This window comes from Thermoactinospora rubra (assembly GCF_002093975.1).
Classification (GTDB): Bacteria; Actinomycetota; Actinomycetes; order Streptosporangiales; family Streptosporangiaceae; genus Nonomuraea; species Nonomuraea rubra_A.
Map to the genome: position 1 here is coordinate 280051 of NZ_MSZZ01000010.1, position 14560 is coordinate 294610.

At 72.2% G+C, this 14560-nt stretch carries 14 protein-coding genes; 4 read left to right on the forward strand and 10 right to left on the reverse strand.

Annotated elements, in window-relative coordinates; translation table 11 throughout:
- Positions 1-87: 87 nt before the first annotated feature.
- Positions 88-273, reverse strand: coding sequence for a hypothetical protein (locus BSB02_RS40650; RefSeq protein WP_084960500.1), 186 nt, complete (start codon positions 271-273; stop codon positions 88-90).
- A gap of 254 nt (positions 274-527) precedes the next feature.
- Here BSB02_RS40650 and BSB02_RS19875 point away from each other — a divergent pair, with 254 nt between their 5' ends.
- Together BSB02_RS19875 and BSB02_RS19880 are read left to right on the forward strand one after the other, a co-directional pair.
- Positions 528-1769, forward strand: a complete 1242-nt coding sequence (locus tag BSB02_RS19875; RefSeq protein WP_084960501.1) for an MFS transporter — start codon at positions 528-530, stop codon at positions 1767-1769.
- A complete protein-coding gene (locus tag BSB02_RS19880; protein WP_084960502.1) occupies positions 1766-2491 on the forward strand; it encodes a PIG-L deacetylase family protein in 726 nt (241 codons plus the stop codon). Before BSB02_RS19875 ends, BSB02_RS19880 begins: the two co-directional genes overlap by 4 nt.
- Here the strand turns inward: BSB02_RS19880 and BSB02_RS19885 are convergent.
- Complete coding sequence (locus BSB02_RS19885; RefSeq protein ID WP_084960503.1) at positions 2478-5321, reverse strand: AfsR/SARP family transcriptional regulator; 2844 nt, start codon at positions 5319-5321, stop codon at positions 2478-2480. The genes BSB02_RS19880 and BSB02_RS19885 overlap by 14 nt on opposite strands.
- A 181-nt stretch (positions 5322-5502) precedes the next feature.
- Here BSB02_RS19885 and BSB02_RS19890 point away from each other — a divergent pair, with 181 nt between their 5' ends.
- A complete protein-coding gene (locus tag BSB02_RS19890; protein ID WP_084960504.1) occupies positions 5503-6549 on the forward strand; it encodes a class I SAM-dependent methyltransferase in 1047 nt (348 codons plus the stop codon).
- 116 nt (positions 6550-6665) lie between these two features.
- Positions 6666-7022 carry a tryptophan 2,3-dioxygenase gene (locus tag BSB02_RS19895; RefSeq protein WP_084960505.1) on the forward strand — a complete coding sequence of 119 codons (357 nt, stop codon included), beginning with the start codon at positions 6666-6668 and terminating at the stop codon, positions 7020-7022.
- On the opposite strand, the gene BSB02_RS19900 is transcribed toward BSB02_RS19895, so the two are convergent.
- The 8 genes from BSB02_RS19900 to BSB02_RS19935 all read right to left on the reverse strand — a co-directional run bounded on the left by BSB02_RS19900 (position 7000) and on the right by BSB02_RS19935 (position 14454).
- Positions 7000-7437 carry a PIN domain-containing protein gene (locus BSB02_RS19900; protein WP_240506529.1) on the reverse strand — a complete coding sequence of 146 codons (438 nt, stop codon included), beginning with the start codon at positions 7435-7437 and terminating at the stop codon, positions 7000-7002. The two genes, BSB02_RS19895 and BSB02_RS19900, sit on opposite strands and share 23 nt — an antisense overlap.
- A complete protein-coding gene (locus BSB02_RS19905; RefSeq protein ID WP_240506530.1) occupies positions 7434-7634 on the reverse strand; it encodes a hypothetical protein in 201 nt (66 codons plus the stop codon). The genes BSB02_RS19900 and BSB02_RS19905 overlap by 4 nt, the downstream gene beginning before the upstream one ends.
- Before the next feature lie 113 nt (positions 7635-7747).
- The gene (locus BSB02_RS19910) at positions 7748-9037 is read right to left on the reverse strand and encodes an ABC transporter substrate-binding protein (protein ID WP_084960508.1); all 1290 of its coding nucleotides are present in this window, start codon (positions 9035-9037) and stop codon (positions 7748-7750) included.
- Positions 9038-9046: 9 nt separating this feature from the next.
- Positions 9047-10195: a branched-chain amino acid ABC transporter permease gene (locus BSB02_RS19915; RefSeq protein WP_084960509.1), complete on the reverse strand. Its 1149-nt coding sequence runs from the start codon at positions 10193-10195 to the stop codon at positions 9047-9049.
- Positions 10192-11079 (reverse strand): branched-chain amino acid ABC transporter permease, encoded by an 888-nt coding sequence (locus BSB02_RS19920; protein ID WP_084960510.1) that lies wholly within the window; start codon positions 11077-11079, stop codon positions 10192-10194. The genes BSB02_RS19915 and BSB02_RS19920 overlap by 4 nt, the downstream gene beginning before the upstream one ends.
- A complete protein-coding gene (locus tag BSB02_RS19925) occupies positions 11076-12920 on the reverse strand; it encodes an AMP-dependent synthetase/ligase (protein ID WP_084960511.1) in 1845 nt (614 codons plus the stop codon). The genes BSB02_RS19920 and BSB02_RS19925 overlap by 4 nt, the downstream gene beginning before the upstream one ends.
- Positions 12917-13681 carry an ABC transporter ATP-binding protein gene (locus BSB02_RS19930; protein ID WP_084960512.1) on the reverse strand — a complete coding sequence of 255 codons (765 nt, stop codon included), beginning with the start codon at positions 13679-13681 and terminating at the stop codon, positions 12917-12919. Before BSB02_RS19930 ends, BSB02_RS19925 begins: the two co-directional genes overlap by 4 nt.
- Positions 13669-14454: an ABC transporter ATP-binding protein gene (locus BSB02_RS19935; protein ID WP_084960513.1), complete on the reverse strand. Its 786-nt coding sequence runs from the start codon at positions 14452-14454 to the stop codon at positions 13669-13671. The genes BSB02_RS19930 and BSB02_RS19935 overlap by 13 nt, the downstream gene beginning before the upstream one ends.
- Positions 14455-14560 lie beyond the last annotated feature (106 nt).

Here is a 14560-nt window from a genome sequence, read left to right on the forward strand (position 1 = left end):
AATAAATTTCCGATTACGAATTCTCGCTTATTCTGTCGCGAATGCTCGCGCCGATGCTTCCGCATGCCGTACGGCGGGGCGGCTTCGCTACTTGGCCGTGCGCGCACGGCGGCGCAGGCGCCGCTCATGCAGGACGTGACTGATCACCATGACGATCCCGCAGAGCACCAGGAGCGCCGCGAAGCCGAAGCCGATCCAGGGCACGAAGGGCTCGACGATCGACCACAGCGACGGCGACTCGATCGCCACGGACGCAAGGCAGGTGATGGGCATGGGAACCTCGCCCGGGGATGGGTTCATTATCACGCGAAAAGCCGCTTGGGGCTGGGCAAAATGTTGGAAGATCTCCGCACCGGGAGGGGCTCGGTGATCGCTTGGAGCCCGCCCCTCCCGGCGGCGCTCCCTGGCTCGCCGCGTTCCCGCGCCTTCGCGGCGGGCGCCCGCGGCACCTGGACGGGACAGCGCCGTGGTAGCGCGCTGCGACCCGGCACCCGGACGATCGAACCCGTCGAGAGCGGGAGGGCCGGATGCGCGGGAACGCGGGCGGCGCGGTGGCACCGGCCACCGGCGACCGAGACACAGGAGACCGAGACACAGGCGACCGGCACGCAGGCCGGCACATAGAGAACCGGCACGCCGGGGGCCGTCGTGGGTGGGCGGCCGTCGCGGCGCTCGCCGCCGGTGCGTTCACGACCGGGACGGACATGTTCGTCGCCGCCGGGATCCTCGGCGGCATCGCCCGCGACCTCGGTGTCACGGCGGGCGCCGCCGGGTTGACGGTGACGGTGTTCGCCGTGACGTACGCGACCGGTGCCGTACTGCTCAGCGCCCTGCTGAGCGCGCGGCCCGCGCGGCGCGTGCTGATCGGCTCCATGGCCCTGTTCGGGACGCTGAGCGTCCTGTCGGCCCTGGCGCCGTCGTTTCCCGTCCTGCTGGCCGCTCGCGGGATGGCGGCGCTCGCCGCGTCGGTCTACGTGCCCGCCGCCGGAGCCGCGGCCGTCGAGGCCGTGCCGCCGAGCCACCGGGGCCGGGCGCTGGGCGGCACGTCGGCCGCCATGGTGGCCGGCACCCCGCTGGGGATGCTGCTGGCCTCGGCGCTGTCGTGGCGCGCGGCGTTCGGGTTGGTCGCCGCGCTGGCGGCGGTCACCGTCCTGGCCCTGCTGCGCACCGGAGCCGGCGGATCCTGCCGCCTGACGCGGGCGAGCCTGCGCGAGCGGCTGCGCCCCCTGGGCTCCCCGGCCGTCGCCGGAGTGCTCGGCGTGACGTTCCTGGTGATGACCGCCTCCTTCGGCATGTACACCTACCTCCCGTTGCTGCTGGCGGCGGCGCCGGTCGCGCTCGGGGTCGCCGCCGGGGCGTTCGGCGTCGGCGGCATGGCCGGCACCTGGTGGGGCGGGGCCGCGGCCGACCGCAGCGGCGCCCGGCGGGTGGTCGTGCTGACGGTGTCCCTGCTGGCGACCGGCTTCTGGGCGCTCCCGCTCCTCGCCACCTCGGCGGCGGGCACGCTGGCGGTCGTGGCCGGGTGGGGGCTGGCGGCCTGGGGGTTCATCCCCGCGCAGCAGCACCGGCTGATCGGCTCGGGCGGCGGCCCGCCGCCCCTGCTGCTCGCGCTGAACAGCTCGGCGGTGCACCTGGGGTCCGCCGCCGGCGCGCTGTTCGGCGGCCTCGTGGTCGACGCCGCCGGAGCCGGCGCCCTGTGGTCGCTCGCCGTCACGTGTTGCGCCGCGGGGCTGGCCCTGCACACGATGCTCACCGGGAAGGCCGGATGATGAGGGATCTGGGCACCGTCCTGGGGATCTGGGCGCACCCCGACGACGAGGCGTACCTGTCGGGCGGCCTGATGGCGATGGCGCGCGACCACGGATCGCGGGTGGTCTGCGTGACCGCCACCCGCGGCGAGCTGGGCACGCCGGATCCCGTCGAGTGGCCGCCGCACCGCCTGGCCGCGGCCAGGACCCGGGAGCTGGCGCGCTGCCTGGAGATCCTCGGCGTCACCGAGCACCACTGGCTCGGCTACCGGGACGGGGCGTGCGCGGAGGTTCCCCCGTCCGACGCGGTGACGCGGCTCGGCGAGATCATCGACCGGGTGCGCCCCGGCACCGTGGTGACCTTCGGCCCGGACGGCATCACCGGTCACCCGGACCACCAGGCGGCCTCGGCCTGGGCCACCGCGGCGTTCGAACGCGCCGCGCCGCCGGGAGCGCGCCTGCTGTACGCCACGTTCTCGCGGCGGCGGGCCGCGCGCTGGCGCGAACTCAACGCGAGCCTCGGCGTCTTCCCGCCCGGCTACCCGATCGCGACGCCCGACCACCGGCTCGCGCTGGACCTCGAACTCGACGCCGAGACGGCTGCCCGGAAGGTGCGGGCGCTGGCGGCGCAGGAGACCCAGACGGCCGGGCTCATCGCCGCCCTGGGGATCGGCCTCTACACGGCGTGGGTGTCCTGCGAGTCGTTCGCCGAGGCCTGCCGGTCGCCCGTCATGAGCCGGTGAGGTGCCGCTCGATCGCCTGCCTGGCCGCATCGAGGATCGCCGCCCGGTCGACAACCGGCACGGGCGGCGGCGGCTCGGCTGCGGGCGGCCGGTCCACGGCGGGAGCGTCCGGAGCCTGGTCGGCCGCGGCGTCGATGAGCGCCGCCGGCTCCTCGTCGCCGAGCCGGCGCAGCAGGGCGGCGAGGTTGCGCAGGGTGGTCCACAGGTGGGTCCAGTTGCCGCTGCGGGCGAAGTAGTCGATCACCTCGCGGTAGCCGCGCAGCGCCTGCGGGACGTGCCCCGCCGCGCCGCGGACCGAGACCAGGCCGACGGTCGCGATGCCCACCAGGAAGGGGGCGCCCGCCGTACGGGCCAGGTCGATCGCGCGGATGTAGTACTGCTCGGCCGGCTCGCTGCGGCCGGCGAGGCTCTCGATCTCCCCGGCGACGTAGCAGCTCCACGACCGCATCGAGGGTGAGGCGGCGCCCGCCAGCCCCCGGTCGTTCAGCCTCCGGGCCTCCTCCAGGTCTCCGGCGTAGGCGGTGGCGAGGGCGGCCAGCCCGAGGTTCTCGCGGGGCCGCTCGGCCACGACGCTCGCCGCGATGGAGTGCTCGACGGCCTCGGCGTAGGCGCCGCGGGCCAGGTCGGCGTTCGACAGCACGGTCAGGCAGTGCCACAGCCCTTCCTTGTCGCGCGCGAGCTCCAGCCCCGCCCGGGAGAGCCGGTCGGCCCGCCGGTAGTCGCCCCGGTGGTAGGTGGCCTCCGCCGCCGTGCCCAGCACGGCCGCCGCGCGCGGATGGGCGGGAAGGGCCGGATCGGCGGCCAGCTCCTCGGCCCAGGCGCGGATCTCGATGAGGTCGCGGTAGGCGATGGCCGGGAACAGCCCGACGATCATCGAGACGGCCTCGTCCAGACGGCCCCGGCCGCGCGCCAGCCGCCAGGCCTCCCGCAGGTTCGCCAGCTCCCGGCGCAGCACGGCGTCGGCCTCGGGCTCGCGGTCGGTGGTCATGGCGTCGCCGAGCCACCCGGCCAGCTCCACGGCCCACCGCAGCATGCGCTCCGCGGCCGCCTCGTCCTCACCGGCCGCTGCCAGCCGGTCCAGCCCGTAGGCCCGCAGGGTCTCCAGCATGTGATAGCGGGTGCCGCACTCGCCGAACCGGGCGTCGATCATGGAGGCGTCGACCAGGCGGGCCAGCGCGCTTCCGGGGTCGCCGTCCAGGCCGAGGTCGGCGGCGAGCCGTTCGGCGGTCTCCAGGCCGACGCCGTCGACGAAGACCGCCAGGTTCCTGAACAGCCGCCGCTCGCCGTCCGTCAGGAGCTGGTAGGACCACTCGATGGTGGCGCGCAGCGTCCGGTGCCGGGCGTCACCGCTGGGCCGGCCGCCGCCGAGCAGGTCGAGCAAGCGGTCGAGGCGGTTGCGCAGGTCGGTCAGGGAGAAGGTGGACAGCCGGCCGGCGGCCAGCTCGATGGCCAGGGGCATGCCGTCCAGCCGGCACACGATGTCGGCCACCGTGCCGAGCTCGTCGGGGGTGGGCGGGTGGCCCGGGCGGACGCGGCCGGCGCGATCGAGGAAGAGCTCCACAGACGGCACCCGGGACGGCTCCTCGCCGGCGCGCGGCAGGGGGAGCGGCGCGAGCCGGGAGACCCATTCGGCCGCCAGGCCCAGCGGTTCCCGGCTCGTGGCCAGCACGGTCAGGCGGGGGCAGGAGGCCAGCATCGCGTCGACCGTGTCGCGGACCGCGTCGAGCAGGTGCTCGCAGTTGTCGACCACCAGCAGGCCGGGGCGGTCCGCCAGTACGGCCAAGCACGCCGCCAGCACGTCCCCCCGCACGACCTTCAGGTTCAGCGCCGCGGCCAACGCGTGCGGGATGGCGGCGGGATCGGTGACGGGGGCGAGGAGGAGCACCGCCGCCTCGTCGCTCTCCCTGGCCACCTCCAGGGCGACCCGGGTCTTGCCCACGCCGCCCGGCCCGACGAGCGTGACCAGCCGTTCGGAGGCCAGCAGCCGGTGCAGCGCCCCCACCTGGGCCTCGCGGCCGAACAGCCGGGTCGAGGGCCGGGCCGGCGCCTCGCGCCTGGCGGGCGCGGGGCCGGCGGCGCCGGTGAGGACGTCGCGCTCGAGCTCCCCCAGGGCCGGGGTCGGGTCGAGGCCGGTCTCCTCGGCCAGCCTGCGCCGGTACTCGCGCGCGACGGCGAGGGCCTCCGGCGGCTGCCCGGCGGCGGCCAGCGCCCTCATCAGCAGCAGGACCGAGGGCTCGCGCAGCGGGTCGGCGGCCAGGGACGCGGCGGCCAGGTTCAGGACCTCCTCCGCCCGGCCCGCGGCGACCGCGGTGTCCACCAGCGCGTCGGTCACCTCGCGGCGCAACTGCGCGATGCCCTCCACAGCCGTGGCGATCGGCACGACGTCGGTGAGGTCGGCCAGGACGGGGCCGCGCCACAGCCCGTGGGCCTCCCGCAGGAGGGCGAGCGCGCCGGCCGGGTCGCGCTGCCGTGCCGTACGGGCGCCGGAGAGCAACGCCCGCGCGCGGGTCACGTCCAGGTCTTCGGGTTCGAGCTGGAGCCGGTAGCCGTCGTGCCGCCTTTCGAGCCGGGCCGCCGCCGGGCCGAGGTGGGCCCGCAGCCGGGACACGTGGTTGTGCAGGGCCTGGCGGCCCGACTCGGGCACCTCCGAGGGCCACAGCGCGTCCACGAGGTCGTCGACGGTCACGACCCGGCCCTCGGCGAGGGCGAGCAGGGCCAGCACCGCGCGGCGCTTCGGCCCCGGCACCTCCACCGGGGCGTCGTCGACGACAAGCCGCAGCGGCCCGAGCGCCTCCACCCGAACCGACGGCGGCGCGTGCCCGGTTCCCATCGTGTCCCTCCGTCGTCCAGCATGCCCCGCGACGGGGACCCGGCGGAAGCCCGGCCGCCCCTGTCACGGCGCCGGCAGTACCGCAAAGCACCACAACAGCGCCGGAACAGCGCCGTGACAGGGCCGGCGGCGAGCGTGTCTTCGAGGCCGGCACGAGCCGGCAGATCGAAGGAGACCGAAGATGGACCATAACAAGGTCATGGAGTTCCTGGGGCAGGTCACCGCCGACCTGGCCGCGACCGACGCCGCCGGCTCGGTGGTGGTCGGGCAGCGGCTCGGGCTCTACCGCGAGCTGGCCAAGGCGCCGGCGACGCCCGAGCAGTTCGCCGAGCGCACCGGGTGCCACGTGCGCTACCTCACCGAGTGGCTGCGCGGCCAGGCCGCGGGCGGATACGTCGGCTACGATCCGGCGACCGGCGAGTTCTCGCTGACCGAGGAGCAGGCGTTCTGCCTGGCCGATCCCAACGGACCCAACGTCCCGGCGGCCTTCCTCTCCGCGCTGGGCGCGCTGCGTGCCGAGCCGCGCATCACCGAGGCCTTCCGCACGGGCGCCGGCGTCGGCTGGCACGAGCACCACGAGGACGTCTTCGTCGGCGTCGACGCCTTCTTCCGTCCCGGGTACGTGGCCGAGCTGGTCCCGACCTGGATCCCCGCGCTGGACGGGGTGGAGGAGAAGCTCACCGCAGGCGGCCGGGTGGCCGACGTCGGCTGCGGCCTCGGCTCCTCCTCGATCCTCCTGGCCGAGGCCTATCCGCGCACCAGCGTCGCGGGCTCGGACTACCACGCCGAGTCGATCGCCCTGGCGCGCCGGCGGGCCGCGGAGGCCGGGCTCGGCGACCGGGTGACCTTCGAGGTCGCCACCGCCCAGTCCTTCACCGGGACCGGCTACGACCTGGTTGCGATGTTCGACAGCCTGCACGACATGGGCGACCCGCTCGGCGCCGCCAAGCGGATCCGCCAGGCGCTGGCTCCGGACGGCACGTGGCTGCTGGTGGAACCGTTCGCCTCCGACAAGGTCGAGGAGAACTTCACCCCGGTGGGCCGCCTGTACTACAGCGCCTCCACGTTCCTGTGCGTGCCGAACGCCCTGTCGCAGCCGGGCGGCTACGCGCTGGGCGCGCAGGCCGGTGAGGCGGCGGTCCGCGAGCTGGTCACCGAGGCCGGTTTCACGCGCTTCCGCGTGGCGACGCGGTCGGCGTTCAACCTCGTCTACGAGATCCGGCCGTGAGGCGTGAGCACGGTGAGCGGCGGCCGCCCACGGCGGCCGCCGCTCTTTCATGTCCGGAGCTCAAGCCGGATGGAAGGCATTTATAACCAGAAGTCGGTAAAAATCGGTCACCAGAGATGGTCTTCACCACGATCGTCTCGGAGCTGCGGGCGGCCATCGGAGCGCTGCGCGACGGCGACCCGGAGACCTGCGCGGCGCGCGTCGACCGTGCGGTCGCGGTCTTCGAGCGTGCGGCGTCGCTGTTCCGGATGGTCGCCACGATGCGCCCGGCGCAGTTCGCCGGGTTCCGGCAGTTCACCGACGGCGCCAGCGCGATCCGGTCCGAGCAGTACAAGCGGTTCGAACTCCTGTGCGATCCTCCGCCCGCCGCGCGCCTGCGGTCGGCCGCCTTCACGAGCGTCCCGGCGGTACGCAGTGAGCGAGTGTTCTCTCGCCCTGCCGCGAACCTCGCTAGACCGGAACGAATCCGATAGGCGAGTCCCGGCGAAGCCGGGCGGCCGCCACAAGCTTCGGAATGTGCGATCCGTCGCTCGAAGCCACCTTCGCCGGACCGGGACCCGCCGCCGCGCACGCGACCACCAGGGCGTCGACCACGCACTCGTGCCCGTCCAACCCGGCATCCTCCAGCAGGAGGCCGGCCAGGTCGGCGACCACCTCCGTGACGGGAAGCACCGTGAGATGGGCTCGCTGCCAGATGAGCCGCCTTGCCACCTTCCCGGTGCGGCGCACTTCGGCCAGCGTCACCGTGCTGATAGCCGGAATAAATCCTTCCTCCCGCGCCACGGCAATGCGTGCGACGACACGGGGATCGTCCTCACCGAGCAGCGAGAACGGCTGGGCATCCAGGACGAACAGCGGGGCGGGAAACGGGACGTCGGCGAACCTCACTCGCCGGACCACGCTCTCCTCGCCTCCTCCATGACCTCCTCGCTCAAGGGGCCGGCCCTGCGCTCGTGGTCGGCGACGATCTCCTCGGCCTTCAGGAGCGCCAGGCCGTACTCGGCCGCCTGATCGACGAACCGCGAGAAGCCACGAGGACCGGTTCTCCGCTCGATCTCTTCAGCCAGCGAGCGACGCAGCGTCACAGATTTCTTGACGGTAGGGTCATCGGGCTGCGAGAGGGCCATGACCAGAGTATGCCACTTCTTATCGCATAACGGAGCGGGTGGGCGGGTAGTCGCCCGCCCACCCGGACCGATCAGAGCTTCTCGAAGCAGGGCCCGTCCATGGTGTACGCCTGCGCCGTCGGCCCGGTGAAGAAGTCCTTGACCGTCCGGACGCCGGTGGGCGCCGTCTCGTCGACCTTGTTGATCAGGGTCTGCCGGAACGTCGCCGCGTTCGGGTCGCCCGCGAAGTTCCCCGCCTCCGGCGGCAGCATCCCCTCGTAGTCGACCGTCGACAGCGACTTGACCGCCGCCAGCAGCCCCTTGCGGCTGATGTCCCCGCTGGCGACCATCTTCTCCAGCGCCGCCTTCATCGGGTAGGACCACGCCCATCCCGAGGTGTAGCCGTCGTTGGGGGTGACGTTGCCGAGCGCGTCGCGCATCGCCTTGTGGCCCGGGGTGTCGGCGTCCCACGGCTTGCCGGGCGAGGACTGCTCGTACAGCTCCTTCATCGCCTGGGCGGCGGGCGACTTCAGCAGCGCCGGGTTCCAGGTGGGCCCCGTCCCGATGAACCGTCCCCGGTAGCCGGCCGCGTAGGCCTGGCCGATGATCGTCGCCGCGTCCGCCGGCCCCGTGGTGAGGATCACCAGGTCCGGCTTCTTCTTGGTGATCTCGTTGATGGCGCGCCCCTGCTCGTTGGCGCCGGGCGGGGTCTCCACGTCGGTGAAGGTCAGCCCGTTCTTCTCCGCCGCGGCCTTGGCCCCCGCCGCCGCGTCGGCGCCGTAGTCGCCGGCGAGGTGCACCGCCATGACGCTCTTGGGCTTGTAGACCTCCATCGCGTAGTCGACCGAGTTCATCGACTCGACGCAGTAGTTGGACCCGGTCTCGATGATGACGTCCTCGAACTCCCACGCGGAGGTCCAGGAGGCCGGAGCCGAGACGACGTTGTTGGCGCGCAGGTCGCCGATGATCGCGGCGGTGGTGGGCGAGCCGAGGGTCTGCGCCAGGCCCAGCACCTTGTCCTTGATCTCGTTGTAGACCTGCCGGTGGACCTCTGGGTTGTACTTGTTGTCGCGGACGTAGGCCTGCACGTCGACCTCGTACTTGCCGCCGATGCCGCCCGCCTGGTTGACCCGCCTCCAGAAGGCCTTCTGGGCCTCGGTGATGGGGACGGCCAGCGCCGCGAAGGGCCCGGAGGTGAGGTCGGAGACGGTGCCGAGGTAGATGCAGCCCTTGTTCTTGTCGACGGCCATCGGGCAGGGCTCCCTGGTCACGCCCGTGGTCACCGCGCCCGTCCTGGCCTCCTCGTCGCCTCCCCGCAGGGCGCCGCATCCGGACAGAAGGGCCGCAATGGCGAGATATCCGACTAGAGCGCGGCTTTTCATTGAGATCTCCTAGTAAGAGAAGGGCCAGCTCTTCCAGTAGGTGCGCGCGCGGATCCAGATGCCGAAGAGCCCGCGCGGCTCGAAGACGAGGAACAGGATGATCAGCAGGCCGTACAGCACGGTCTCGACCTGGTAGACGTTGGGCGTGACGGTGGTGTCGGAGCTGATCACCGGCAGCAGGGCGGGCAGCGACCTGGTCAGCGGCTGGATGAGCACGATGAACAGCGCGCCCATGATGGACCCCGACACCGTCGCGACGCCCCCGATGAGCACCATGGCGATGAACTGCACCGACAGCAGCAGGCTGAAGGAGCCCGGCTCGACGTACCCGGTGATGCTGTACAGCAGGGCCCCGGCGCATCCGGCGTAGAACGACGAGATGCCGAACGCCAGCACCTTGTACCGCGTCAACGGCACCCCCATGACCTCCGCGGCGATGTCGCGGTCGCGGATCGCGGCGAAGGCGCGGCCGATGCGCGAGCGGGCGAGGTTGCGCGCGGCCAGCGCGAAGACGATGAGCAGCGCCAGCGTGAGCACGTACATGGTCTGCTCGCCGGTGCCCAGCGGCCCGTCCTCGTTCAGCCGGATGCCGAACAGCTCGGGGACGGCCGCCTCACGGCCCACGCCCGGCCCGCCGGTCAGGGACTTCCACTCCTTGAAGACGTGCTCGCCGAGGAAGACCAGGCCGAGGGTGACGACGGCCAGGTACAGCCCGCGCAGCCGGGCCGCCAGCGGCGCCACGATCACGCCGAAGACGGCCGCGACCACCCCGGCCGCGGGCAGCCAGATCCAGATCTCGGCCAGCCCGAACCCGATGGTGCGCCCGTCGACGGGCCCGGACAGCGCGGCGGCGGTGTAGGCGCCGATCGCGACGAAGAAGGCGTGCCCGAGCGAGATCTGCCCCGCGTAGCCCGAGACGATGTTGAGCCCGATGGCGCCGATGGCCATGACGTAGGCCCCGGCCAGCACCTCCAGCGACCGGTCCTGCAGGATCGCGGCCAGCGAGAAGGCCAGCACCACCAGCACGAACGTCCACGCCCGCTTGGCCGTGGTGTCCAGCAGCGCCATGTCCTGGGCGTAGGAGGTGTACAGCAGGGGCCTGCCGCGGACCCGGCGCGCCCGAGACCGGCTGGTCGGTATGTCACGGGCGACCGTCATACCCGTTCCACCTCCCTGGTGCCGAACAGCCCGTAGGGCCGCACCAGCAGCACCAGCAGCATCACCACGTACGGCGAGACCACGGCGAAGTTCTGGCCCAGCCACGGCGCGTACTCACCCTGGTAGCTCTGGAACAGCGACTCCACGATCCCGATGGTCAGCCCGCCGACGACCGCGCCGCCGAGCGAGTCGAGGCCGCCCAGGATGATCGCCGGCAGCGCCTTGAGCGCGATGATCCAGCTCGTCTGCTCGACGCCCTGCCCGGTGCCGACGAACATCCCGGCGATGGCGGCCAGGAACCCGGCCAGCGCCCACGACATGGCGAAGACCGCCCCCACCGACACGCCCTGGGCGAGCGCGGTCTCCTGGTCGTAGGCCGCCGCCCGCATGGCCAGGCCGTACCTGGTGTAGCGGAAGAACGCGAACAGCAGCGCCACCAGCACGGCGGTCACCCCGAACATGGCCAGCCAGCGCTGCTGCACCACCAGCGGCCCGAGCGAGACCTGGTCGAAGCCCCACGGGTCGCCCATCTGCCGCACGTCGCGCCCGATGAAGGCGTTGACCACCACGCGGACCACCACGTCCACGCCCAGCGTGATGATCGCCACGACGAACACCGGCCGCCCGACCATGGGCCGGATGCACACCCGCTCGATCCCCAGCGCCAGCAGCGCGATCATGAGCGCGGCCAGCGGCACCGCGAGCCAGAACCCGGTGACCTCCACCAGATAGCTGACCGCCACCGCGCCGGCGAGCATGAGCGCGGGCTGCGCGAAGCTGATCACCCGCGTGGCCTTGTAGATGATGACGAAGCCCAGCGCCAGCAGGGCGTAGACCGAGCCGTTGCCCAGCCCCCTGACCAGGGTCTCCAGCAACCCCTTCACCTGTACATCCCTTCGACCTGCTCCTCGAAGAGCTTGGCGATGGCCCGCCGCTTGACCTTCTGCGTGGCGGTCAGCTCGCCGTCCTCGTGGTCGAGCTCCTTGGGCAGGAAGGAGAAGCGCTTGATCTGCTCCACGCGGGCGAAGCGCGAGTTCACCGAGTCGACCACGCCCTGCACCAGCTCCCGCACCTCGGGCTTGTCCGACAGGTCGCGGTAGGTCGTGTACGGCAGGCCGCGCCGCCGCGCCCACTCCCCCACCGTGTCCATCTCGATGCCGATCAGCGCCGTCAGGTACGGCCTGCGGTCGCCGACGACGATGGCCTCCTTGATGTACGGCGAGGCCTTCAGCGCGTTCTCGATCTCGCTGGGCGCCACGTTCTTGCCGCCCGCGGTGATGATGATGTCCTTCATCCGGTCGGTGATGCGCACGTGCGTGCCGTCGACCCATTCGCCCACGTCGCCGGTGTGCAGCCAGCCGTCGGCGTCGACGACGTCGGCGGTGGCCTCGGGCTTGCCCCAGTAGCCGGCGAAGGTGCCGGGGTGCCGGGTGAGGATCTCGCCGGTCTGCTCGTCGATGCGCAGTTCCACCCCCGGGTGGGGCTCCCCGACCGTGCCGAGCTTCACCCTGCCCGGGCGGTTGGCGGTGGCGATGGCGGTGTTCTCGCTCATGCCGTACACCTCGTGCATGCGCACGCCGATGCCCATGAAGAACTTCAGCACGTCGGGCGCGATCGGCGCGGCGCCGGAGGCGGCGTAGCGGACGCGGCGCATGCCCAGCCGCTCGCGCAGCGCGCGGTAGCACAGCAGCCAGCCCACGGCGTACCGCACGCGCGTCCACGCGGTGTGGGTGCCGCCGGTCCGCACCAGCTCGTCGCCGATCCGGTCGGCGACCCGCAGCCAGAACCGCGTGGTCACGCGCTTGAGCCAGGAGGCCGACTCCAGCTTGATGGTGACCTGGGCGAGCACCTTCTCCCAGATCCGCGGGACGCCGAAGAGGATGGTCGGCTGCACCTCGCGCAGGTTGGCCTGGACGGTCTCGATGGACTCGGCGAAGTTCACCTGCACCCCGGCCGCGGCGTTGAACCACACGGTGAAGGCGCGTTCGGCCACGTGGCACAGCGGCAGGTAGCTGAGGATGAGGTCGCGCTCGGAGGGCGGCGGCGAGGTGAAGCCGCCGCCGAGGATGAGCGTGCGGATCGCGAACTCGACGTTGTCGACCGTGAGCATGACGCCCTTGGGCGGCCCGGTCGTGCCGGAGGTGTAGATGAGGGTCACGACGTCCGACCCCTGTGCCTGGGCCATGCGCTCGGCCAGGGCGTCGGGGTGGGCGTCGCGGTGCTCCAGGCCCAGGAACAGGAACTCGTCCCAGTGCAGCAGCCTGGGGTCGGTGTAGCGGCCGCGGATGCCGCGCGGCTCGATGTAGACGATGCGCTCCAGCGCGGGGCACTCGTCGATCACCTCCAGCGCCTTGTCCACCTGCTCCTGGTCCTCGGCGATGAGGATCTTCGCGCCGGAGTCCGACAGCAGGTAGGCGACCTCGGCCGCCGGGTTGGTGGGGTAGAGCCCCACGGTGATGCCGCGGACGGCGACCGTGCCGAGGTCGGCGTACAGCCACTCCGGCCGGTTCTCCGAGTGGACGGCGATCCGGTCGCCGGCCTCCACGCCCAGCGCGAGCAGCGCGTGGGCGACCAGCTCGACGTTGGTCCAGTACTCCGACCAGGCGATCTCCTGCCAGACGCCGTAGTCCTTGTGCCGCATCGCGACCGCGCCGGGCGTCCGCCGCGCCCGCTCCTGGATCCGGGTGACGATGGTCTGTGAACCGGTGATCGTCGCGGTGGTCATGCCGCCCCTCCCAGGTACGCCTCGATGACCTTGGGGTCCTGCTGCACCTGCGCCGGTGTGCCCAGCGCGACCGGGCGCCCGAAGTCGAGCACGAGCACCCGGTCTGCCAGGTCCATGACCAGGCCCATGTCGTGGTCGACGAGCACGATGGGGATGCCCAGCTCGTCGCGGATGTCGAGGATGAACCGGGCCGTGTCCTCGGTCTCCTCCAGGTTCATGCCGGCGACCGGCTCGTCCAGCAGCAGCAGCTTGGGCTCCATGGCCAGCGCGCGGCCGAGCTCGACACGTTTCTGGATCCCGTACGGCAGCAGCCGCACCGGATGGCGGCGCCAGGCCTCCAGCTCCAGGAAGTCCACGATGTCCTCGACCCTGGCGCGCGCCTCCAGCTCGGCCCGGCGGGCTCTGCCGTACCACAGGACGGCCGACAGCGCGCCGTACCGGAAGTGGTGGTGGCGGCCGAGCATGAGGTTGTCCAGGACGGTGAGGTTGTGGAAGAGCTCGACGTTCTGGAAGGTGCGCGCCATGCCGAGGGCGGCGATCTCGTGCGGGCGCCTGCGCAGCAGGTCCTGGCCCAGGAAGGTGACCTGGCCCTCCTGCGGCCGGTAGACGCCGGACAGCACGTTGAAGATCGAGGTCTTGCCCGCGCCGTTGGGCCCGATGACGGCGAACAGCTCCTTGTCGTCCACCTCGAAGGAGACCCCGTCGATCGCCTTCACCCCGGCGAAGCGCAGGGAGACTTCACGGAAGGTCAAGACAGCCATCTTTTCCGCCTCTTGTAGTGCTTGACCTCGCGAAAGGACCGTGCGGCCCCCTCGGCGCCCAGGCCGAGGTAGAACTCCTTGATGTCCTCGTCGGCCAGCAGCTCGGCGGCCGGCTTGTCCATCACGATCTTGCCGGTCTCCATGACGTAGCCGTGTCCCGCGATGGCCAGCGCCATGGTGGCGTTCTGCTCGACGAGCAGGACCGTGGTGCCCTGCTTGTTGATCTCGACGATGAGGTCGCGGATCTGGGCGACCATCGCGGGGGCCAGGCCGAGGCTGGGCTCGTCGAGCAGCAGGCACTTGGGGCCGGCCATGAGCGCCCGGCCCACCGCGAGCATCTGCTGCTCGCCGCCGGACAGGTAGCCCGCGACGCTCTTGCTGCGCCGCTTGAGCACGGGGAACAGGCCGTAGACCCGCTCGAGGTTGGCGGCCAGGTCCTTGGGGGCCGTGTGCCCGCCCACGCGGAGGTTCTCCTCCACGGTGAGCTCGGCCAGGATGCGGCGGCCCTCCATCACCTGGCTGACGCCCCTCTTGACGATCTCGGCGGGCTTGAGGTGGTGGATCGGCTCGCCGTCGAACGTGATCGACCCCTTGGTGATCTCACCGTCGTGCACGTCCAGGAGCCCGGAGAGCGCGCGCAGGAGGGTGGTCTTGCCCGCGCCGTTCGCGCCGAGGAGGGCCACGATCGAGCCCCGCGGCACCGTGAGGCTGACGCCCCGCAGCACCAGCATGACGTCGTCGTAGACGACCTCCAGGTTGCGCACGTCGAGCACGGGGCAGCTCCTCGCAGACTGTGGCCTACATCACTCCCCCGTAGAGGAAAGAGTCCACGTCAGCAGTCCCCCGATCAATAGGCGCGACCGAATTGGAATCTAGCTC